At 69.3% G+C, this 19,977-nt stretch carries 18 protein-coding genes and 1 pseudogene; 15 read left to right on the top strand and 4 right to left on the bottom strand.

What is annotated here, in order from left to right:
- The first annotated feature begins 31 nt into the window (after positions 1 to 31).
- The 5 genes from LJ657_RS17310 to LJ657_RS17290 all read left to right on the top strand — a co-directional run bounded on the left by LJ657_RS17310 (position 32) and on the right by LJ657_RS17290 (position 1,966).
- Entirely contained in the window at positions 32 to 244 is a 213-nt protein-coding gene (locus LJ657_RS17310; RefSeq protein WP_232649503.1) for a hypothetical protein, read from the top strand.
- A 117-nt stretch (positions 245 to 361) separates the two neighbouring features.
- Positions 362 to 520: a hydrophobic protein gene (locus LJ657_RS17305; RefSeq protein ID WP_232649502.1), complete on the top strand. Its 159-nt coding sequence runs from the start codon at positions 362 to 364 to the stop codon at positions 518 to 520.
- Positions 521 to 613: 93 nt separating this feature from the next.
- Entirely contained in the window at positions 614 to 787 is a 174-nt protein-coding gene (locus tag LJ657_RS17300; RefSeq protein ID WP_232649501.1) for a CsbD family protein, read from the top strand.
- Between the two features lie 130 nt (positions 788 to 917).
- Entirely contained in the window at positions 918 to 1,532 is a 615-nt protein-coding gene (locus tag LJ657_RS17295; protein WP_232649500.1) for a hypothetical protein, read from the top strand.
- Positions 1,532 to 1,966, top strand: a complete 435-nt coding sequence (locus LJ657_RS17290; protein ID WP_232649499.1) for a hypothetical protein — start codon at positions 1,532 to 1,534, stop codon at positions 1,964 to 1,966. Before LJ657_RS17295 ends, LJ657_RS17290 begins: the two co-directional genes overlap by 1 nt.
- A gap of 202 nt (positions 1,967 to 2,168) precedes the next feature.
- On the opposite strand, the gene LJ657_RS17285 is transcribed toward LJ657_RS17290, so the two are convergent.
- A complete protein-coding gene (locus LJ657_RS17285) occupies positions 2,169 to 3,620 on the bottom strand; it encodes an AAA family ATPase (protein WP_232649561.1) in 1,452 nt (483 codons plus the stop codon).
- Positions 3,621 to 4,005: 385 nt separating this feature from the next.
- Here LJ657_RS17285 and LJ657_RS17280 point away from each other — a divergent pair, with 385 nt between their 5' ends.
- From LJ657_RS17280 to LJ657_RS17270, 3 genes are read left to right on the top strand one after another with little or no spacing between them, the layout of a single operon-like run.
- The gene (locus tag LJ657_RS17280) at positions 4,006 to 5,037 is read left to right on the top strand and encodes a carbohydrate ABC transporter permease (protein ID WP_232649498.1); all 1,032 of its coding nucleotides are present in this window, start codon (positions 4,006 to 4,008) and stop codon (positions 5,035 to 5,037) included.
- A gap of 49 nt (positions 5,038 to 5,086) precedes the next feature.
- Entirely contained in the window at positions 5,087 to 5,986 is a 900-nt protein-coding gene (locus LJ657_RS17275) for a carbohydrate ABC transporter permease (protein WP_232649497.1), read from the top strand.
- 55 nt (positions 5,987 to 6,041) lie between these two features.
- The gene (locus LJ657_RS17270) at positions 6,042 to 7,682 is read left to right on the top strand and encodes a glycoside hydrolase family 13 protein (protein WP_232649496.1); all 1,641 of its coding nucleotides are present in this window, start codon (positions 6,042 to 6,044) and stop codon (positions 7,680 to 7,682) included.
- A gap of 628 nt (positions 7,683 to 8,310) precedes the next feature.
- Here the strand turns inward: LJ657_RS17270 and LJ657_RS17265 are convergent.
- Together LJ657_RS17265 and LJ657_RS17260 are read right to left on the bottom strand one after the other, a co-directional pair.
- Positions 8,311 to 8,652: a helix-turn-helix domain-containing protein gene (locus LJ657_RS17265; protein ID WP_232649495.1), complete on the bottom strand. Its 342-nt coding sequence runs from the start codon at positions 8,650 to 8,652 to the stop codon at positions 8,311 to 8,313.
- A gap of 2 nt (positions 8,653 to 8,654) precedes the next feature.
- On the bottom strand, positions 8,655 to 9,032 hold the full coding sequence (locus LJ657_RS17260) for a type II toxin-antitoxin system RelE/ParE family toxin (protein WP_232649494.1): 378 nt from the start codon (positions 9,030 to 9,032) through the stop codon (positions 8,655 to 8,657).
- Positions 9,033 to 9,159: 127 nt separating this feature from the next.
- Here LJ657_RS17260 and LJ657_RS48955 point away from each other — a divergent pair.
- A pseudogene (locus tag LJ657_RS48955) lies at positions 9,160 to 9,279 on the top strand (HNH endonuclease); the annotation flags it as partial.
- Between the two features lie 273 nt (positions 9,280 to 9,552).
- On the opposite strand, the gene LJ657_RS17255 reads toward LJ657_RS48955, so the two are convergent.
- The gene (locus tag LJ657_RS17255) at positions 9,553 to 11,262 is read right to left on the bottom strand and encodes a serine/threonine protein kinase (protein WP_232649493.1); all 1,710 of its coding nucleotides are present in this window, start codon (positions 11,260 to 11,262) and stop codon (positions 9,553 to 9,555) included.
- A 104-nt stretch (positions 11,263 to 11,366) separates the two neighbouring features.
- Between LJ657_RS17255 and LJ657_RS48605 the strand changes: the two genes are divergently transcribed.
- The 6 genes from LJ657_RS48605 (at position 11,367) to LJ657_RS17225 (ending at position 19,893) form a co-directional block, all read left to right on the top strand.
- The gene (locus tag LJ657_RS48605; protein ID WP_308117053.1) at positions 11,367 to 12,014 is read left to right on the top strand and encodes a LuxR C-terminal-related transcriptional regulator; all 648 of its coding nucleotides are present in this window, start codon (positions 11,367 to 11,369) and stop codon (positions 12,012 to 12,014) included.
- 57 nt (positions 12,015 to 12,071) lie between these two features.
- A complete protein-coding gene (locus tag LJ657_RS17245; protein ID WP_232649491.1) occupies positions 12,072 to 12,884 on the top strand; it encodes a sensor histidine kinase in 813 nt (270 codons plus the stop codon).
- A 6-nt stretch (positions 12,885 to 12,890) separates the two neighbouring features.
- Positions 12,891 to 17,105: a type VII secretion EssC family protein gene (locus LJ657_RS17240; protein ID WP_232649490.1), complete on the top strand. Its 4,215-nt coding sequence runs from the start codon at positions 12,891 to 12,893 to the stop codon at positions 17,103 to 17,105.
- A gap of 166 nt (positions 17,106 to 17,271) precedes the next feature.
- Positions 17,272 to 17,577, top strand: coding sequence for a WXG100 family type VII secretion target (locus LJ657_RS17235; RefSeq protein WP_232649489.1), 306 nt, complete (start codon positions 17,272 to 17,274; stop codon positions 17,575 to 17,577).
- A gap of 139 nt (positions 17,578 to 17,716) precedes the next feature.
- The gene (locus LJ657_RS17230) at positions 17,717 to 18,622 is read left to right on the top strand and encodes a serine/threonine-protein kinase (protein ID WP_308117057.1); all 906 of its coding nucleotides are present in this window, start codon (positions 17,717 to 17,719) and stop codon (positions 18,620 to 18,622) included.
- A gap of 221 nt (positions 18,623 to 18,843) precedes the next feature.
- Entirely contained in the window at positions 18,844 to 19,893 is a 1,050-nt protein-coding gene (locus LJ657_RS17225) for a WXG100 family type VII secretion target (RefSeq protein WP_232649487.1), read from the top strand.
- Positions 19,894 to 19,977 lie beyond the last annotated feature (84 nt).

Below are 19,977 nucleotides of genomic sequence, written 5' to 3'. Positions count from 1 at the left end.
GCGTCGCACGCATCCATGCCAGGCGGTACCCATGTACGCGCTGATCGTTCCCGCTTCGACCCCCTTCGTCCTGCTCGCCACCGTGCTGGCCCTGTCCTGGTGGGAGGACCACATCCTGCCGGCACCGCCGGCCGAGCCGGCCGAAGCACCCGCCGAGGCTCCGTTCACCCCGTCCGCCCCTGCACAGCTCCCAGAACTCGTCAGTGTCGATGCTGCGTTGACAGGGGAGGTTGCCGGGCGTTGACTGGCAGCACGGCGTAGGGCCATGCCACTCCGGACCATCGGGGCGCAGCATTCCACCTTCCCGCTTCGCCCGGACCCCGCGGAATTCAGGAAATCCCCGCGATCTGGAGGCCCGGCAATGATCTGGATTCTTCTCCTTCTGCTGATCCTGGTGGTCTTCGGGTTCGGCTTCACGATGCAGATCCTGTGGTGGGTCGCCGCCGTCCTCCTGGTCCTCTGGATCGTCGGCTTCGCCATGCGGGGGCGCAGTGGCGGCCGCCGCTACAGCCGCAGGTAGTCCGTTCCGGAGCTCGATCCTGCCCGCAGGAACAAGCGGCCTGTACGGCGATCACACGGGGGAACCCACCCACCGGACAAACAGGAGGCGGCCATGACCGTCGGACGAACCATCAGGCACAGGACACAGGCATGGAAGGGCCGGATCACCGAACGCATCGGCCGAACCACCCGCAACAGGCGACTGCAGCGGCGCGGCAGGACCGACCAGGTCTCCGGAAACCTGAAGCAGGCCGGAGACAAGGCCAAGGACGCTTTCAGGCGCTGACAAAGGACGCCCGAGGCGGTTCCCACGTCGTGCGGACACCACCCGGCAGGCCTCAACACCCCATGAGCCGACAGGAATTGACGGCAATGAAGCTGACCAACGTGCACAACGAGAGTCAGAGAAGGCGGCCATGTTCACCGTCGTGATCACCGCTGTGATAGTCATCGGTCTGGCCACCCTCCTCTACTTCGGACGTGGACGGGTACTGGGCAGTGGCCGACGCGGGCTGAAGCGGCGCTTCGGCCCCGAGTACGCCCGCACCGTCGCCCGCCACGACGGCGACACCAAGGCCGCCGAGCAGGAACTCGACAGGCGCGTGGAACGGCACGGGTCCCTCACCGAGCGGCCCTTGTCACCCGACGCCCGCGAGTGCTACGTGACTCAATGGGCCGCCGCCCAGGAGCAGTTCGTCGCGTCACCACAACAGGCCGTCACCGAGGCGGACGCGCTTCTGGCAGGCCTGGCAAGGGATCGCGGCTTCCCCGACGGCGAGCAGTTCGAGGACCAGATCGCCGCCCTGTCCGTCCACCACGCCCACTACGTCCAGGGCTACCGCAGCATGCACACCGCAGCCCGCGGCCAGAGCGGCACCGAGGAAATGCGGGAGGCCATGGTCGAAGCCCGAAGCCTCTTCGAGGCGCTGGTCACCGAACAGCCGGCCGACCCGGACCGGCCGACCCCCGACGACCAAGGCCACGCACCGTGGCCACTGACCCGCCGCCATGCGAAGGGAAGCAGCACCTGATGTCGCTCAACGCCGAACACGCACGGCAACCCCGGACCGGGGGCCCGGATGATCCCGCGACGCAAAGCGCCCCGCAGGCACCTCGCACCGAACCCGATCACGCACCGCGTGAGCCCGGCGCCGGCGCCGACAGCCCCGATCGGGGGGCGGGCCAGGACCTGGTCTCGCAGGACGAACGGGACAAGCTCACCCTGCGCCTCCAACAGGCCCTGACCAGCTTCGTCGACAGCCCGCGCGAAGCGGTGGAGGAGGCCGACGCCGTCCTCGACGATGTCGCTGCCCGGTTCACCGACACCCTCACGGAACGGCGCCGCATCCTGCGCGCAGGCTGGCAGGACACCCACGCGCAGACCGAGGAACTACGACTCGCGCTGAGGCAGTACCGGGAGATCACCGAACGGCTGCTGCACGTGTCGGCGCCTGCCGGTCAGTGACACCGTCCTCCCCGCAGGAACACCGCCGCCGCAGGCACGTCGCCGACATGTCGTAGTGGCCGCCCGCGTTCAGCCTGACCGTCCGGCGACGGGTCGCGGATGATCGTAGGAGCCCGCGACCTCCTCTCCGGAGAGCCCGAACTCATCATGCGGGTACGTCAACCGGCGCGGCAACCCGCTCCCCAGCGCTGCTGATCAGCAGTCACTCGCCGTGGTAAAGGCGAGGCAGGTCGATGAGTTGGATCGTGCGGTCGTCCTTCGCGAGGTGGTGCAGTTCATCGGTGAAGCCGGTGCCGCTGAAGCAGAACAGCCGTGTCGCCTCGGTGGCCGTGCCGCGTCTGGTCAGGAGGGAACGGATGTGCCGGAGACGTTCCAGGTGGCCGGCTCCCATCACGTCGCTCCACTTCGCTTCTCCGATGGCGAGCAGCACCTGGCGGCCCTCGTGGGACTCACCGTGGACGGCGACGTCGACTTCGTGGCTGGTCCTGGCCGCGGGGTCGTTGACGGCACCGCTGGCGACCCGCGTGACATGCCCTCCGTGAGTGTCGGGCGCAGCGTGCCAGCGGGCCCATTCCCTACAGACCTGCTCGAAGTGCGGGCCGACGACTTTACTGCGGAAGGTGGACTGGGCACGGCGCCATACGTCGGAGGCCCGCCCGGGGCGTTCCAGATCGCCCCAGGCCGGGCGCATGACCGCGTGGTAGAAGGTGACGAGCGGCTCGGCGATGCGGTAAGCGGAGCGGTTACGGCGAAACGCATCCGCTTCATGGGTGATCATGCCGACGTCCTGGAGAACACTCAGCGGGTGGGCAAGATCGGTGGACTTGCGCCCCAGGTAGTCGGCGATGCCACCACGAGCGGCGTTGCCGGCGGCGATGGCCGCCAGTACCGATTGATACAGCGCGGTGTCATGCAGTTCGGGCTCCTCGGCGAGGAGGTAGCGGGCCTCCCGGAAGAGCGGACGCGCCGGGTTGAGCACGGCGCGGACGACCCAGTCGTCGAAGTCGTCCGGCCCGGCAGGGGTGTCCCCCTGGGTGAACTCACGACGGTAGGCGGGCGTACCCCCGACGATGGCATTGGTCAGCAGCGCGGTGCGCGGGTCGTCGATCTGCCAGAACTCGGCCGCAAGCTGGAAGTCCAGGGTCGGGACCACGAGTTCGAGGCCGGCCCGGCCACGCAGCGGAGCATTGCCGGACAGCAACCGGCCCATGAACGACAGCGCGGAACCGCACAACAACAGACGCACAGGAGTGTTGGTGTGCTGGGCCGCAGGGTCCAGAGCGCGCTGGATGATCGAGGGGAGGGAGGGAGACGCCTTGGCGAGGAAGGGGAACTCGTCGATGACCGCCACGGTGGGGCCGCCCGAGTCGGCAATGCGCATGAGTTCCGTGACCGCCTCGTCCCAGTGCGCGAAACGGAACGGGGTGGGCTGCCCGCGATAATGGGCCAGCGCCTCACCGAACTGACGCAGGGCGTCGGCCTCGGTGGTCTCGGTCGCGGTGAACATGAAGCCGCCACTGGCACGAGTGACAGCGTCGAGCAGGAAGGTCTTGCCCTGTCGGCGGCGACCGGAGACCACGCCCAGTGTGGCCCGCGGGCCAGGCAAGGTGGCGAACCGGGTCAGCTCGGCCCATTCGAAGACACGGTCGAACATCTCGGCGGGCTTGTCCACAGCACCAGCTCCAACATATAGATGGAGTTATTATAGCTGAACTTATTCGTGACGCCGCTCGACGACAACCGTTTCCAGCCGATGCGCCCGTTGAGGCGCGCGACTCCAGAAGAACGCGCAGGCAGTCGTAGGCCAGTAACCCGGATCTCGCGGAGAGCCCGGACACGAACGGAACGAGAGTGAACCTGCGATGAGTGAACCGAATCCCGGGCCCGCACAGGGCCCGGGCAGCGGCCCGGCACCGGCCCCAACGGCAGCCGCTGCCAAGGCTGGTGGAGGCCGTGGCCGCCGTAACAGAGCTCCCCGCGGCGGTATCCGAGACCGGGAAGGTCTCGCCGGCTGGCTGTTCGTCTCACCCGTCCTCGTCGTGCTCGGACTCTTCCTGGTCGTGCCGATCCTCATGGCGCTCTGGGTGAGCCTGTCCGACTGGAACGGCCAGGGCAGCCCCTTCTCGTCAGGCGTGCACTTCGTCGGCGCACAGAACTACTCGCCGCTTCTCACCAAGTCCGGCCTGACGCAGAGCGACTTCATGACGAGCCTGCGCAACAACGGCTACTACGTGCTCTTCGTCGTCCCGCTGCAGACCGCGCTCGCGCTGGGCCTGGCGCTCCTGGTCAACGGGAGACGGCTGAAGGGCAAGGGGTTCTTCCGCACCGCGTACTACTTCCCGTCGGTGACGAGCTCGGTTGCGATCTCCGTCGTCTTCCTGTTCATCTTCTCCTCCAGCGGAGTGGTCAACTCCCTGCTGGCGAAGGTCGGTGTCGACGGGCCGGCCTGGTTCGCCGATCCACGCGGCGTCATCCATCTCGCCCTCGGCGCCTTCGGGATCAACAACGACGCGCCCCCGTCCGCACTCGCCGACACCACCATCGGCGGACTGTCCCTGTGGGACTGGATCTCCGGCCCCAGCGTGGCCATGTGCGCGATCATCGTGCTGGTGGTGTGGACGACGGCGGGCACGTTCATGCTCATGTTCCTCGCCGCGCTGCAGGACATCCCCCTCGAAGTCGAGGAGGCCGCCGAGATCGACGGCACCGGACGTTGGCAGCGGTTCCGCCATGTCACCCTGCCCATGCTCAAGCCGACCCTCTTCCTCGTCCTGACCCTCGGACTCATCGGCACCTGGCAGGTCTTCGACCAGATCTACGTCATGACCCGGGGCGGACCGGCGAAGACGACGATGACGCCCGCGTTCCTGTCGTACCAGTCCTCGTTCATCAACAACGAGTGGGGACAGGGCAGCGCCATCGCCTTCATCCTCTTCGCGATCATCGTCGCGATGACGCTCCTGCAGCGGTTCGTCCTGCGCGACAAGGACGAAGCCAAGGCCAAGGCCGCCACACGGCGCGCGGCGAAAGCGGCCCGCTCCGGGTCCGGCCCGACGACGGGGGCGGCCTGATGACCTACCCCGCAGCCAGTCCAGCCGACGTCCACAACAGAGGCACGCGATGAGCACACACCACAAGAACGCCGACGCAGCCGACGCGGGCACAACCCACCGCGCAGACAGCCGCACACGCCATGGCAGCCGTCTCACCCGCGTGCTCGGCTACACCGCCCTCGTCGCCATCGCGCTGCTCTACATCTACCCCTTCCTCATCCAGCTCGCGACGAGCTTCAAGACCGACGCCGACGCCACCAGCCACCCGCTGTCGCTGTGGCCGCAGCACTTCACGACAGCGGCCTTCAGCCGGCTCGCCGACGCGGACTACCCACGCTGGTTCGCGAACTCCGTCGTCGTCTCGCTCTTCGTCACCGCGGGCCGCGTCTTCTTCGACTCCCTCGCCGGATACGCACTGGCCCGGCTGCGCTTCCCCGGCCGGGGCACACTGTTCGCCGCCGTCATCGCGGTCATGGCCGTGCCCGGCGTCGTCCTGCTCATCCCGAAGTTCCTCGTCCTGAACCAACTGGGGATGTACGACTCCTACTCGGGCATGATCGTCCCGCTCCTGGCCAACGCCGCCGGGGTGTTCATCATGAAGCAGTTCTTCGAGTCGATCCCCGTCAGCGTCGAGGAAGCAGCCCGGATCGACGGCGCGAGCACCTTCCGGATCTTCTGGTCCGTCGTGCTGCCGATGGCCCGGCCGGCCCTCATCACCCTGACCATCCTGTCGTTCCAGGGATCGTGGAACGAACTCCCCCACTTCATCGTGTCCCGCCAGAGCCCGGACCTGAACACCCTGACCACCGGAGTCGCCTCGCTCGTCTCCGGCCAGCTCGGCCTCGGCAACCAGTACCCGATCAAGCTCGCGGCGACCCTCCTCATGACCATCCCCGTGGCCCTGGTCTTCTTCGCCTTCCAGCGCCACTTCGTCCGCGGCGGCACGGCAGGCGCGACGAAGGGGTAGCCGGGCGCGAAACCCGAAGCGATACGGACACCCCCTCCCGACAGGACCGAGCCACATGCCCAACCCGACCCCCTCGAACGACTCCTGGTGGCGCTCCGCGGTCATCTACCAGGTGTACATACGCAGCTTCGCCGACGGCGACGGCGACGGAACCGGCGACATCACCGGCCTCCGCTCCCGCCTGCACTACCTGGCCCACATCGGCGTCGACGCGATCTGGATCAACCCCTGGTACCCGTCCCCGCTGGCCGACGGCGGCTACGACGTCTCCGACTTCCGCGCCATCCACCCCACCTACGGCACCCTCGACGAGGCCCGAAGGCTGATCACAGAGGCCCACGAGCTGGGCCTGCGGGTGATCCTGGACATCGTCCCCAACCATGTCTCCGACCAACACGCCTGGTTCCAGGGGGCGTTGACGACAGCGCCCGGCTCCCCGGAACGAGCCCGTTTCATCTTCCGCGACGGCAAAGGCGAGGACGGCAGCGAGCCGCCCAACGACTGGCACGCGGCCTTCGGCGGCCCCACCTGGACCCGCACGCCCGACGGCCAGTGGTACCTCCACCTCTTCGCCCCCGAACAGCCCGACCTCAACTGGGACAACGGCGAGGTCCGGGCCGAGTTCGAGTCGATCCTGCGCTTCTGGTTCGACCTGGGCGTCGACGGATTCCGCATCGACGTCGCCCACGGCATGGTCAAGGACCAGGCCCTCCCCGACCTCGGCCTGCCCGAGTTCTCCGTCATCGCCGGAGAGGACCGGCCGAACCACCCGCACTGGGACCGCGCCGGCGTCCACGACATCTTCCGCAGCTGGCGCGCCATCGCCGACAGCTACCCCGACCCCCGCGTCTTCGTCGCCGAGGCTCACGTCCGCCCCGGCCGCCTGCCCGCCTACCTCCGCCCCGACGAACTCCACACCGCCTTCAACTTCGACTTCCTCAAGTGCGCCCTGGAGGCAGACGAGTTGAGGGAGGTGATCGACCGCACGATCACCGATCTGGCGAGCGTCGGCGCCCCTGCCACCTGGGTCCTCTCCAACCACGACGAGACCCGCCACGTCACCCGCTACGGCCGCGCCCACACCGGCGTCACGACCCCGATGCGCGACCAGGGCCACCCCACCGACCTGGCCCTCGGCACCCGCCGAGCCCGAGCAGCGGCCTTGCTGATGCTGGCGCTGCCAGGCGGCGCATACATCTACCAGGGTGAGGAGTTGGGCCTCTACGAGGTCGAAGACCTCCCCGAATCAGCCCTCCAGGACCCCACCTGGGAACGCTCCGGCCACACCATCCGAGGCCGCGACGGCTGCCGCGTCCCCCTCCCCTGGACCGGCGACACCCCACCCTTCGGCTTCAGCCCGACCAGAGCCGCCCCCTGGCTCCCCCAGCCCGCCGACTGGAAGTCATACACCGCCGAAGCCAACCAGGCCGACCGCACCTCCATGCTCCAGCTCTACCGCTCCGCCCTACGCCTGCGCCGCACCAACCCCCACCTGCGGGGCGAGGAATTCCGTTGGCTGGACAGCCCGGCCGGCACGCTCCTCTTCGAACGCGGCAACGGCCTGCTGTGCGCGGTCAACCTCTCCGACCAGCCGATAGCACTCCCCAACGCCTGGAGCCCCCTCCTCGTCTCAGGACCGCTGACCAAGGCCGGGCTACTGCCCCCGGACACCACGGTCCTGCTGCATCTGGACTGACAGCCGGACGGCGACGGAATCACCCCAGCCGACCTCCCCCGCGCGCCCAGCCGCGCCCGAATACGCCAGGGCCTGTCCGGTGTCACTCCCCGCCGACCGGACAGGCCCTGGCCCATCTGCTCGAAACCATCTCCGAGAATCGAAAATATATACATATAAGACTTAACGGGCGCTCGTCGTTCCCAGGATGTTCCCATCGAGGCACAAAAAAGCCCCTCCATGATCTCCATGAAGGGGCTTTAGGCCTCTGAACTGTGGTTTCTTGAGCCGCCTTCGGGATTCGAACCCGAGACCTACGCATTACGAGACCGTGAGCGAAGGTGCTGCGTGGTGCCGCCCTGTGCTGCGCAGTGACGTTGTGGCTGATCAGAGCATGTGCAGCAGGTTGACCCGTGCTACCCGGTGATGCACTGTCCGAAGGCGTCCGGCCACCGGCTGGCCACCGAGACGGGCACCGCAGGCGACAAGGAGCCGGGGGACCGGGGTTGTAGGCCTCCGACAACCCCGCTGCGGGCAGTCGTCCGCTCCCAGCGCGTATTTAGTTCCGCCCGATGCCAGAGGTGCGGTCAGCAGATCAAGGCCTGCGACCCGCGCCGTGGTGGCCACCGGTGGACGGACGCCCGTGTGTTTAGGCGGCGTCGGTCTTGTGGGCGGTGAAGGTGACCTGGGTGTCGCCGTCGTCGAGGGCGATATTGAGGGAAGCGTTCAGTGCGCGGGCGAGTTTGGAGAGCAGCGGGAGCGTGGGCACGGTGTCGGAGCCTTCGATGCGGGAGATCTTCGCCTGGGTGAGGCCGGCGCGGGTAGCGAGTTCGGCCTGGGTCAGTCCGAGTTCGGTGCGCCGGGTGTAGACGGCTTGGGCGAGTGCCATGGACAGGCGGATTTCCTGGCGGGCCTCGGCGACGTCGTCCGGTTCGGCGAACCCTTCGGCGAGCTTGCGTTCGCGTAGTGTCTTCCATCGGCTGTGGCTCATGATCACACCTCTCCTTCCTCGATGATCCGAACGAACTCTTCGTGGGCGGGGCCGTGTTCGGCCTCGCAAGTCTTTTGTGCGTGCTTGGCCCGTTGGACTTCGGCGTCCTCGCGCATCTTCGTCTTGCGGAACACCGTCAGCAGTACCGCTGTGCGGTTGGGGGTCAGCCAGTACATGATGCGCATCGCCGCTCCGTCGAGCGTCGGGCGCAGTTCACGCACGCCGTCGCCGAGGTGGCGGGCGTATGGCTCCCCGAGGGTTGCCGCGTACTCGGCAAGCAGTCCGACGTACTCGTCGACCTTGAGGAAGTGCTTGGCCGGCAGAGATTCCAGCCAGGCCCGGACCTCAGGTTCGATCTCGACCGCGTACAGGGACTCCACCTGTACAACTCTATATGTCGTTGGCGACATACTCAATCGATGGGCGCCTGGAGTCCTCCCCTGTCCCTCGATGCGAGTGGGGTTGGGGCGCATCGACCGTACGTGATTACGGGGGGCTCCCAAGCCCGAATGGGCGGAGTGCATGGCCAGCCGCCGTCGCAAGACCCTGATCGTCTGCCGCCGCTGCCACCACGCCATCCACAACGGACAGCCGACAGGGCAGCAAACGCGGAACACGACACTGTAGAGCCGGGTGCGGCCCGGTTCGGGAAGGGGCCGTCGGAAATGGACCCGAGCCTCGGGCACCTCGTCGGCGGCCTACTTCACCCTTCCCGACCGGTGCTGCGACACTGCGAACGTCGGCCTCCTGGATGACCATCAATCGATCACTCGGGAAGGTACTCCCGTCGTATGCTTCCCGAGCTCGATCCACAGACATCTCGAGCATTGCTCCCATGCCGGGCCCGGAGGCCAGCGGCCCTCATGCAGGACCGCGAGGAAGATAACTCGGGGCCGGCGCTCACGCCGTGTGGTAGGTGCCACCCTGCACGTAGTACTTGCCGCCGCAGCTGTTCTGCTTGTACTCGCCGACCCGCCATACGCAGACCCAGGTGTAGACACCGGGGCCGTCCCAGTAGAAGTCGGTGTTGAGGGTGCCCGCGCCCTGCTGCTCACGTGGGTCGGTGAATTTCTGGCTGCTCGACTCGGGGCCGCGGAAGTAGTTCATTTTGCAGTCGTTGCCCCAGGACTCCAGCAAGGCCTGGGTGAATCCACCGGCGTCGCTCGGGCGGTAGTTCATCCACGCCGTGCAGCCGTTGGAGGAGGCGACGGACCCGGGGATCCAGGCGACTTTTGGTTGAGTGTGCGTCGGGGTGGAGTCGGGACTCTGCCCGGGTGGTGTGGTGGCGTCGGCCGGTGCGTGGGTGTCGCTCTGGCCGCCGTTCGCGCCGGACGGCGGTGCACCGGTCGCGCCGCCGGCAGGATTCGCCGGGTGGCCGCTCGTGGCTCCCGACGCGTTGCCGCCGGCGGCGGGCGCGCTGGAACGCACGCCGGTGGATGGCGAGCTCACTGCCGGGGTCACGCCGGAGTTGCGCGCGGAGGCATTGGGGCTCGCGGCGGTTCCGTTGTGCCGGGAGAGCTCACCGGCCGCGACGGCGGCCGAGGACAGCAGAGTCACTGCGGCCGCGGCCGCCAGGATCGTGCGCCGGCGGTGCGACGGCCGTACAGCGCTGTCAGGCGCCTTGCGGGGCAGCCCGGCCGCGTCGTCGGCATCAGTGAGCCCGCCGCCCGGTGACTCCGGTTCGTCCACCGGCACTTGTGAAGTGAGCGCCCGGCGCGGTTCGATCCGGGCCAGCAGGGGCTGCGGCCACGGAGCGGCGGCACGCGCGGCCCCTACCGCAGCGACCACGGCGGCGGCGTCGGGCCGCTGTTCGGGGTCCTTCTCCAGGCAGCGTGCGACCAGCGCGTGCAACTCCCGGTCGACGTCTGCCAGCTCGGTCAGATCGGGAGGCTCGTGCACGACCCGGAACAGGACTTCGGTGGTCGTACCCTCACCGAAGGGCGGCTTGCCCGTCACGGCGAAGGTCAGAAGTCCGCCGAGCGCAAAGACGTCCGCCGGTGGACCCAGAACTCCCGTCCGCGCCTGTTCCGGCGCCATGTAGCAGGGCGTACCGACATGCTGCCCGGTGACCGTCAACTGGCTGAGATCGGCCGCGTAGGCCACACCGAAGTCGATCACTTTGGGACCGTCGAGGTCCAGGATCACGTTCGACGGCTTCAGGTCACGGTGGACGACGCCCGCCCCGTGGATCGCCCCCAGCGCGGTGGCCACCCCGGCCGCCAGGCGCCACGCCGCCGTCACCGGCAGGGGGCCGTCCGTCTGGACCGCGTCCTCGAGCGGCACCCCCGGCACGTACTCCGTCGCCAGCCAGGGCCGGTTCGAGTCGGGCTCCGCGTCCACGAGGGCCGCGGTGAACTCGGCGTCGAGCCGGCTGAGCGTCGCGAGCTCGCGGGCGAACCGGCGCCGGAACTGCTCGTTGCCCGCCAACTCGGGGCGTACCACCTTCACGGCCACGAACCGGCCGCCCGCCCATCCCAGGTACACCCGCCCCATGCCGCCCGCGCCGAGCAGCGCGGCCAGCCGGTACCGCCCGACTCTGACCGGGTCGTCCGGCGTGAGCGGCCTTGCGCCCAGCACCGCCAGGTCGGTATCACTCAGCCCGGAGCCCATGAATCCCCCTCGCCCTGCTCCGCACGGCACTGTGGTCCTATCCTGGCTCAGGACCCCGCATCCCGTGAAATCCCGTTAGCAAATAATGAGTTGACGGCCGATCAGTGCACTGCGACCATTGTCCGGTGGCGAATGTACGGGTGGCAATCGTCGATGATCACCCCGTGACGCGGGAAGGCGTCGCGGCACTGCTGGCGAGCAGTCCAGGCTTCGACGTAGTGGCCTCGGTGGACGACCCGGCTGCGCTGCCCCGGGACGGCTCGGTCGACGTCGTCGTCCTCGACCTGTACCTGGCGGACGGCAGGCCGTCGACGCCGGCGGTCTCCGAGATGGCCACCTGGGCGCGCGTTCTAGTGATGTCCGCGTCGCGAGCCCCGGCCGATGTGCTGGCAGTCGTACGGTCCGGAGCGAGCGGCTACGTCACCAAGGACACCGGCAAGGAGGCGCTGCTCGCGGTCCTCGCGACGGTCGCGGCAGGGGGATTCTCGCTTTCGCCGCAGCTGGCGGACGTGCTGGCCGCCGCGCTCTCCGCGACGCCAGCGGTGCCCGAGGATCCCTCGGACCTGCTGTCGCCGCGCGAGCGTGAGGCGCTGGACCTGATCGCGGCCGGGTTCACCCATGCTCAGGCCGCCAAGCGCATGAACGTCACCAAGGCCACGGTCGACACCTACGTCGAACGCATTCGCGTCAAGCTGCAGGTCGGCAACAAGGCGGAGCTGACCAGGATCGCCCTGGCGGCGCGCCGTACCTGAAGCACGCGGCGGGAAAAGGGCAAGGAACGGGACAGAGCGGACGATGTCCGATAGGGGGTGGCGGCGGTCGACCGGCTCGCAGCCTTATGGGTCCGCACCGCCGCGGGGGTGGCCCTGGTGGTGTGCCCCATCGTGTGGTGGCTCGCCGGTGCCGGTATGAGGGGCGGCGCCGCCGCGGGTACGACGGCACTCGCCCTCGCGGTGCCGACCGGGGTGGCGGCGCGCGCCGTTCGCAGGGTCGGCCGGGAACTCGACCGGCAGACAGCGGCGGCGATCAGTCGCGCCGAGGAGGCGGCACGCTCCCAGGAGCGCGAGCGGCACCAGCGGATCCTGCACGACCGGGTCCTGCAGATCATGGAAATGCTGGCCCGCGGTGACCGCCGGTTCGACACGGGCGTCCGCGGCCAGGTCGCCGAGGAGGCTGCGTGGCTGCGCGACCTGGTGGAGACCGGCAGGGAGCGCGAACCGGGCAACCTCGTGGCCGAGTTGGAGACACTGGCCCGCGCCTTCGCCCTGCAGCAGCTGCGGGTGGAGGTGAACACCGCGGGGCTCGCCGCCGCCGGCAACCCACACGACCGGCTGCCGCGCACCCACGTGTCGGCATTGGTGGAGGCGACCCGCGAAGCCCTCACCAACGTCGTCAAACACGCGGGAACGGATGTCGCCACCATCCGCGTCAACCACGGGCCGCACGGCCTCGTGCTCACGATCGTCGACGCGGGACGCGGCTTCGACGGCGAACCGGCGGCCGGCACCGGCCTGCGGCGGTCGATCATCGGCCGGCTCACCGAGGTCGGCGGTGCGGTGCTGATCGAGAGTGCCGCTGGTGAAGGCACCTCCGTGGAACTACGGCTTCCGATCCCCGAGTAGGTACACGTGGAATTCGTATTCGATGACGGCGGGCGCGGGACCGAGTACACCCTGACGGTCACCGATCCGACCGCCGAGGTCGGCGACCTGGCGGAGGCGCTCGGGCAATCCTCCGTCGCCCTGGTGATCGACGGGCGGCTGGTGGCCGGCTCGGTCGGGCTGCCCGCCTCCGGACTGGTGGCCGGGTCGGTCGTCGCCCCGGCCACCGCGGTAGCGCACAGCCGTCCGGAGCCGCCCCCGCGTGAGGCTTGGGTGATCGCCGGTCCGGACGCCGGTGGTCGGTTGCCGCTCAGCCTGGGAGAGACGTCCGTCGGCCGGGACGCCGCCTGCGGTGTGCGGATCGATCATCCCGGGGTCTCACGTCACCACGGCGTGCTCACCGTTCCGACGACAGGGCCGGTCACGGTGGCGGACCAGGATTCCCGTAACGGCATCGACGTCAACGGGACGTTGATCACGGAACCGACGTCGGTCGGGGAGCAGGACGTGATCGGTGTCGGCGGTGGCGCTGTGTTGCGTGTGGTGAGGCCGCCGGAGGACCATCGGCGGGCGAGCGTCGACACCGTCCACGGTGTGCGGCACGGCTGGCGAGTACCGTTCCACCGCCAAGCACGCAGGACGCTCCCGGCTCCCGTGCCGTTGCGGGTGCCTCAGGCGCCGGAGCGCCGACAGCGCTCACCCTTCCTATTCACGTCGCTTCTGGCACCGATCGGTCTGGCCGCCCTGACGGTGTGGCTCTTCCACGACGTGCGTTTCGCCGTGTTCGCCGCGCTGTCGCCACTGGCGTACCTCGCCTCCGGCTTCGAGGAGCGGCTGCGCGGCCGGGGCGGACGACGCAGGAGACATCGCGCCTACCGCACCGCGCTGGAACGCTTCGAGGGCGAGGTGGCACGGGAGCATAAGGCGGAACTCACCCGCCGCAGGACCGCGGGGCTCGATCCGGCCGAGGTGGCGTTTCGCGCCGAAGCGCCGGGCGCGTCCCTGTGGGAGCGGCGTGCGGGTTCCGAGGACTTCCTGAAGCTGGCGGTCGGCGTGGGTGACCAGCCCTGGCAGCCGCAGCTCACCGAACCGCCCTCCGGCGCCCATGAACTGCCCGCCGAAGTCGCCGAGGTGCTCGCCCGGTACGCGGAGCTGCCGCGCGTCCCGGTACAGGTCGATCTCGGCGTGACCCGGGTGCTCGGAGTCGACGGACGCCGTGAGGCCGCGCTCGCGGCGGCACGCGCGCTGCTGCTGCAAGCGGCGGTGGCCACGGGCCCGGCCGACCTGGCGGTCGCGGTGTTCACCAACTCGGCCTGGTCGGCGCGGTGGGAGTGGACGAAGTGGCTGCCGCACCTGTTCGACCGGGCCGAGGGCACAAGCCGGCTGATCGCGGTCGGCCGCGCAGAGGCAGACCGCCTTGCCACCGAACTCCTGGCGCACCATCCGTTCCCCGAAGCCGAGCGCGGTGTGCTGCTGGTGGTCGTCGACGGTGCCGCCCTGCTGGAGGGGCGCAACTGCCCGTTGCGCGACCTGATCGGTGGCCGGGCTGGCTCCACCCGGGCCGTGGTGCTGGCCGATCCACTGCCCGCGCTGTGCGAGGTGGTGCTGAGCGTACGCGCCGGTGGCGCCGGGGAACTGCGCCACGTGGCCACCGGCGAGCGTCGCGGCAGCATGCTGACCGCCGGGGTCGGCGAGGCGCAGGCACGCGAGACCGCCCAGGCGTTGGCCCGCTTCGAGGACCCCGAGATCGCGTTGGCCGGGGCCGGTCTGCCCGCGCGGACACCGCTGCTGCCGCTGCTCGACCTCCCGGACCTGACCACCGGCGCGTTTGTGGACCGCTGGCGGGCAGCGGCGCGCACGCTGCGCGCCCGCACCGTGCTCGGTGTCACGGGCGAGGGACGGTACGAGATCGACCTGGACGACGACGGACCGCACGCGCTCATCGCGGGAACCACCGGCTCGGGCAAGAGCGAGCTGCTGCGCACCCTGGTCACCGGGCTGGCCGTCGGAAACGACCCGGACCACCTGGTCTTCGTGCTCATCGACTACAAGGGCGGCGGCGGCCTCGACAAGTGCGCCGACCTGCCGCACGTCGTCGGCATGGTCACGGACCTCGACGACCAGTTGAGCATCCGGGCGATGCGCTGTCTGGAGGCGGAACTGCGGCACCGCGAGCGGATGCTGCGGGCCGCCGGTGTGTCAGACTTCCGCACCTACCAGCGGCTGCGGGACACCGACCGTCCGGAGCTCGAACCCATGCCGCGCATGGTGGTGGTGATCGACGAGTTCGCAACGCTCGTCAAGACACTTCCGGCATTCGTCGACGCCCTGGTGGACGTGGCTCAGCGCGGCCGCGCGCTCGGCGTCCACCTGGTGATGGCCACGCAGCGGCCGGACGGTTCGGTCAGCGACGCCATCAAGGCCAACGTCAAGCTGCGGATCTCACTGCGGGTGGAGACCCCCGAGGACTCCCGCACCGTCATCGACTCGCCTGCGGCAGCGGGCATCGGACCACAGCAGTGGGGCCGGGCCTTCCGGCGGGTCTCGGGTGCCGAGGTGGAGGCCGTCCAGACGGCCCTGGCGACCACCGTCACCCCGACCGGGGGCGCCAGCGAGCGGCTGCACGTCGCCCCTTTCGCCTTCGGTCCCGGTCTGCCGACTGCTGAGGGCACCGAGGAGTCGCATGCCGAGACGGGCCCCACCGACCTGCGGCGCCTGGTCGATCTGGCCCGCGAGGCGTTCACGGCAGGCGGGTACCCGGCACCACGCCGACCATGGCCCGATCCGCTGCCGCGGCACGTCCCGCTCTCGGGCCTGGACGTCGCCGAGGCCGGCCTGCAGACCCCCACCGCGGGACTGCCGGCCCTCGTGCTCGCCGACGATCCCGACGGCCAGCGGCGGGTGCCACTGGGCTGGGACCCGGACGCCGGCAACCTCCTGGTCTTCGGCGCGGTCGGCTCTGGCACCACCACCGCCCTGGCGTCGCTGCTGCTGGCCTGGGCGCGGGCCCTGCCGCCGGAGCGGTTGCACATGTACGTACTCGACCACGGCGCGGGCGACCTGGCGCCGCTGGCCGGGCTCGCGCACGTCGGCGGATGCGTCCGCAGCTCCGACCGCGAGCGGCTGGTGCGGCTGATCGGCCTGCTCGGCAGGGAACTGGAGCGACGCAAGGCCATCGGCGGCGCGGACTTCCCTCGCTGGCTGGTGGCCGTCGACGGGCTCGGCGCACTGCTCGCAGGGACCGGGGACGACCTGCTGCTGGACGAGTTGATGGGGCGGCTCGGACAGGTCTACGCCGACGGCCCGGCCGTCGGCATCGCTTTCGCCGGGACCGTCGACCGGGCCGGCGGCATCCCCGGCAACTGGTTGAGCCGTACGGCACAGAAGGTGCTCCTGAGACTCGCCGACATCTCGGACTACGGCAACTTCGGCGTGCCCGCGCGCGAGGTGCCCCAGGCGGCTCCCGGGCGCGGCCTCGTCGCCGCCACGCGGCAGGTCGTGCAGGTCGCGGCGCCGGGAGCGGAACTCGCCGAAGCCGTGGCCGCAGTGCGCGACACCTGGCCGGGGACGCACCATGTTCCGGCCATCCAGGTACTGCCGGACACCGTGCCACTGGGGGGACTGAAAGCGAGAGCGCGCGCCGACGCACACCCGTGGACCATCCCCATCGGGGTCGCGCAGGAGAACCTGGAGCCGGTTCACCTGGCGATACACGAACACGACCACGTGCTCGTCTGCGGACCTCGCCGCTCCGGGCGCAGCACGCTCCTGGCCACCATCGCGCTCGGCCTGCGGGAGGCCGTGGACGCCCCCATCTTCGCCTACGCGCCACGCAACTCACCAGTCCGACGGCTGCCCGCCCCGGTGCGACTCGCCTCCGACCTGACGGAACTCACCACCCTGGTCCAGGAGAACGACCGGCCGCCCGTGGTGCTGATCGACGACGCGGACGTGTTCGACGACTTCAGCGGAGTGTTCCATGCCCTGACGTCCCATCAGGAACCGGGCATCCACGTCATCGCCGCAGCCCGCAACGACGGCGAGGTGCGCAGCAGCATGCACTGGCTGACGTCCGTGCGGCGCAGCAGGTCGGGGGTGCTGCTGATGCCCGACTCGCTCGACGGCGACCTGCTGGGCGTCGGCCTGCCCCGCCGCGCCGCGCTCCCCATGCGGCCCGGGCGCGGATACCTCGTCTCCGACGGCTCCTTCACCGCCGTCCAGGTAGCCGTGCCTGGCGACTGACAGGCCGACAGGGCGTGTGGAGCCTCGCACCACACGCCCTGTCCTGCCTACGTCCGACGCCCCGCACGCTACTGCCGACACTGCTCCCCCGCCTACCTTCGAGTCATCGACAACAGCCACCGGCACCGGACAACGGCAGGCCGGAGACAGAAAGAGGGCGAGCGCCATGGCGGTTCAGGTTCTGGTCGGAGCAAACGCGCAGACCGACGCGCAGCAGTTCCTCTCGGCGGTGCAGACCTTCACTCAGGAGATCAACAAGGTTCGTTCGGCCGGGCAGAAGTTGGCGAGCTCCAGCGAGTGGCAGGGCAAGTCCGCGCAGAAGTTCGACGCCGACTTCCAGGCGTTCGCCAAGGCGGTCGCCCTGATGGAGCAGTCGCTGCAGAAGATGGCGACGGGCGCGAAGACGGTCATCACCAACATCGACAACACCGATGCGCAGGGTGCCGCGCAGATCGGCGGCTTCAGCGGCTGAAGCCGCCGATGACGCCCTCGCCTCTCTCCGGCAGAGGGAGGCGGGAGGCAGGGATGACGGGCTGTCGGCACGGAACGCCAAGGGCGAACGATGAGCGCAGTGTTGGACGACGAAGAGCTGACGGCACTCGGTGTGGTGACTGTGGAGCCGGGCGATCCGGAGCGAGTCGGCCAGGTTCAGACTGGTCGGCCTGCTGGGGGCCGGCGGTATGGGACGGGTGTTCCTCGGCTGGTCCGACGGCGAGTGGGCGGCGATGAAGGTGATCCATCCCGAGTTGGCGGACGATCCCCGGTTCCAGCGGCGCTTCGGCCGGGAACTGGAGGCGGTCAGGCGGCTCGACGCGGCGTTCACCGCTCCGCTGCTCGATGCCCAGGCGGACGCCGCCCGGCCGTGGCTGGCGACACAGTACGTACCTGGCATCGCGCGGGAGGACGCCGCTTCCCCGGGACAGCCGCTGCCCGCCGCCGCGACGTGGCGGCGGGCCACCGGCGTCGCCACGGCACTGCAGGGCATCCACAGCGCCGGCATCATCCACCGCGACCTGAAGCCATCGAACGTGATCGTGGCCGACGACGGCCCCAAGGTCGTCGACTTCGGTGTGGCACACGCCGCAGGCACGAGCCGGTTGACGGTCACCGGGCAACCTGTCAGCACGCCCTCGTACATGGCGCCCGAACAGGTCAGGACCGGACAGGTCGGCTGCGTCTCCGACGTCTTCGCGCTCGGCGGACTACTGGTGTTCGCGGCCACGGGCTGGCCGCCATTCGGCGCGGGCAGCCCCGCCGAGGAACTGTGCCGAGTCGTCCACGAGACTGCGGACCTGCCCGGGCTGGAGCAGACCGACCCCGCTGTGGCGCGCACTGGTCGAGCGGTGCCTGCGCAAGGACCCCGAGCAGCGCCCGGACGCCGCCGAGGTGGCCGCTGCCGCACGGGAGCAGGCGGTCGGCGCGGGCTGGCCCAGTACGCTGCTGAACGGCATCGATCTGCGCACGGCACTGGCCGGGAAGGCGGCACGGGGCGAGCCGGCCGCGCTGTCCGACAGTGAGACCTCCATCGGGACCGGCGACTGCCTGCCGCAGCGCGCCAGGGCGGTAACGCGGCCACCCAGACCATGCCTACCGCCGACGGCGGCGGCAGCATAAGAGAGCCGTTTCGGCCCCGACCCCCGCACGGCGGTGGAGCAGTTCCAACGTGTGCACGGTCTACGGCATCGTCGGCATGAACACCTGGCACGCGCCGCGTGACTCAGTAGAACGGTGATGCGAAATGGCAGAGAAGGTCCTGGTAGGCGCAAGTGCCCCGAACAGTGCGCGTGAGTTCACCTTGGCTGTGTCCCGTTTCGAAGGGGCGGCGACGAGCGTGGAGAGCCTGGCTGATCGTTTGGCGTCCTCCAGCAGTTGGCAAGGCCAGACGGCGCAGCTCTTCGCCCGCGAACGCGAACAGTTCACGCAACGGATGACCGCCATGCGGCAGGCGTTGTCCCGGATAGCCCAGGCAGCACAGGCCATCGTCCAGGCCATCGAGGAGACGGACCGTCAGGGTGCCGAGCAGTTGCCCAATGCACCGTCCTCGGTCTCACCGGCGCTGGCCATGGCGGCCAACGCCCCCTTGCTGCCTCAAGGACCCTTGCCTCCGGAGCCGCCGCCGCTGGCGACCGATCCGCGGTTCCCGCCTGTCGTCGGCTGGGCAGGTCCGGATCTCCCAGTGGTGAATGCCAAGGGCGCCTTCCAGCCGGACCACGGAAACGACTACGGAGCCGACCAACCCGACTCGACGACTCCCCTGTTGCAGGATTACGCGGAAAGTATCGCGGGCGGGTCATATTTGTATCCCGGAGCCGATGCCGCGCGATTCTTCCAACACTATCTCGACGGATCGGGAAGCGATCTCCACTTCAGCTCGCTGGACCCGTATACACAGTCCCAGAAGTTCCAGCATATGGTCGACCAAACGGTTCGCGACCAGGTCGCGCTCGCACGGGCAACTGGAAAGAACGGCTTCGACTCGGGCTACATCTACAATTCCGACATGTTCCCCGACAACGGAAATTGGACGGGTGCGATCAAAGGTTGTTTCGTCCGAGTGGCCGGGCATCAGACGCCACAGGGCACATGGGAAACCACCTTGCAGATCAGCAGTTACTACCAGTTCGTCCCCGGGGCGAATTTTGGTCCCCTCGATGCCGCCAATGGCGCCGCGCTCCACGAACTGGAAAGGATGGGCGTCGCACGGAACTACCACTCCCTGGGTACAGCCACCCTCGAATTCGACGACAATGGTAGCTGGATTCTCCCTGATCCCGGCACAACCATGTAGGCGGCTGCGCGACTCAGGGCACGCGAGCGTTTTTCGGGTGACGAGATCCGGTGGGAAAGTCAGGAGGGTGCGGCTGATCACATC

It is taken from the genome of Streptomyces guryensis, assembly GCF_021261325.1.
Lineage (GTDB): Bacteria > Actinomycetota > Actinomycetes > Streptomycetales > Streptomycetaceae > Streptomyces > Streptomyces guryensis.
Note: the sequence above shows the minus strand (reverse complement) of the source record. Positions and strands in the feature narration are given on the sequence as shown.

Excerpts from the sequence above, each read along its gene's own strand:
- LJ657_RS17275 (WP_232649497.1), top strand. The coding sequence starts at position 5,087 with ATGAGCACACACCACAAGAACGCCGACGCAGCCGACGCGGGCACAACC.
- LJ657_RS17255 (WP_232649493.1), bottom strand. The coding sequence starts at position 11,262 with ATGGGCTCCGGGCTGAGTGATACCGACCTGGCGGTGCTGGGCGCAAGG.
- LJ657_RS17235 (WP_232649489.1), top strand. The coding sequence starts at position 17,272 with ATGGCGGTTCAGGTTCTGGTCGGAGCAAACGCGCAGACCGACGCGCAG.
- LJ657_RS17225 (WP_232649487.1), top strand. The coding sequence starts at position 18,844 with ATGGCAGAGAAGGTCCTGGTAGGCGCAAGTGCCCCGAACAGTGCGCGT.
- LJ657_RS17300 (WP_232649501.1), top strand. The coding sequence starts at position 614 with ATGACCGTCGGACGAACCATCAGGCACAGGACACAGGCATGGAAGGGC.
- LJ657_RS17265 (WP_232649495.1), bottom strand. The coding sequence starts at position 8,652 with ATGAGCCACAGCCGATGGAAGACACTACGCGAACGCAAGCTCGCCGAA.
- LJ657_RS17285 (WP_232649561.1), bottom strand. The coding sequence starts at position 3,620 with ATGTTCGACCGTGTCTTCGAATGGGCCGAGCTGACCCGGTTCGCCACC.
- LJ657_RS17310 (WP_232649503.1), top strand. The coding sequence starts at position 32 with ATGTACGCGCTGATCGTTCCCGCTTCGACCCCCTTCGTCCTGCTCGCC.
- LJ657_RS17290 (WP_232649499.1), top strand. The coding sequence starts at position 1,532 with ATGTCGCTCAACGCCGAACACGCACGGCAACCCCGGACCGGGGGCCCG.
- LJ657_RS17305 (WP_232649502.1), top strand. The coding sequence starts at position 362 with ATGATCTGGATTCTTCTCCTTCTGCTGATCCTGGTGGTCTTCGGGTTC.
- LJ657_RS17270 (WP_232649496.1), top strand. The coding sequence starts at position 6,042 with ATGCCCAACCCGACCCCCTCGAACGACTCCTGGTGGCGCTCCGCGGTC.
- LJ657_RS17295 (WP_232649500.1), top strand. The coding sequence starts at position 918 with ATGTTCACCGTCGTGATCACCGCTGTGATAGTCATCGGTCTGGCCACC.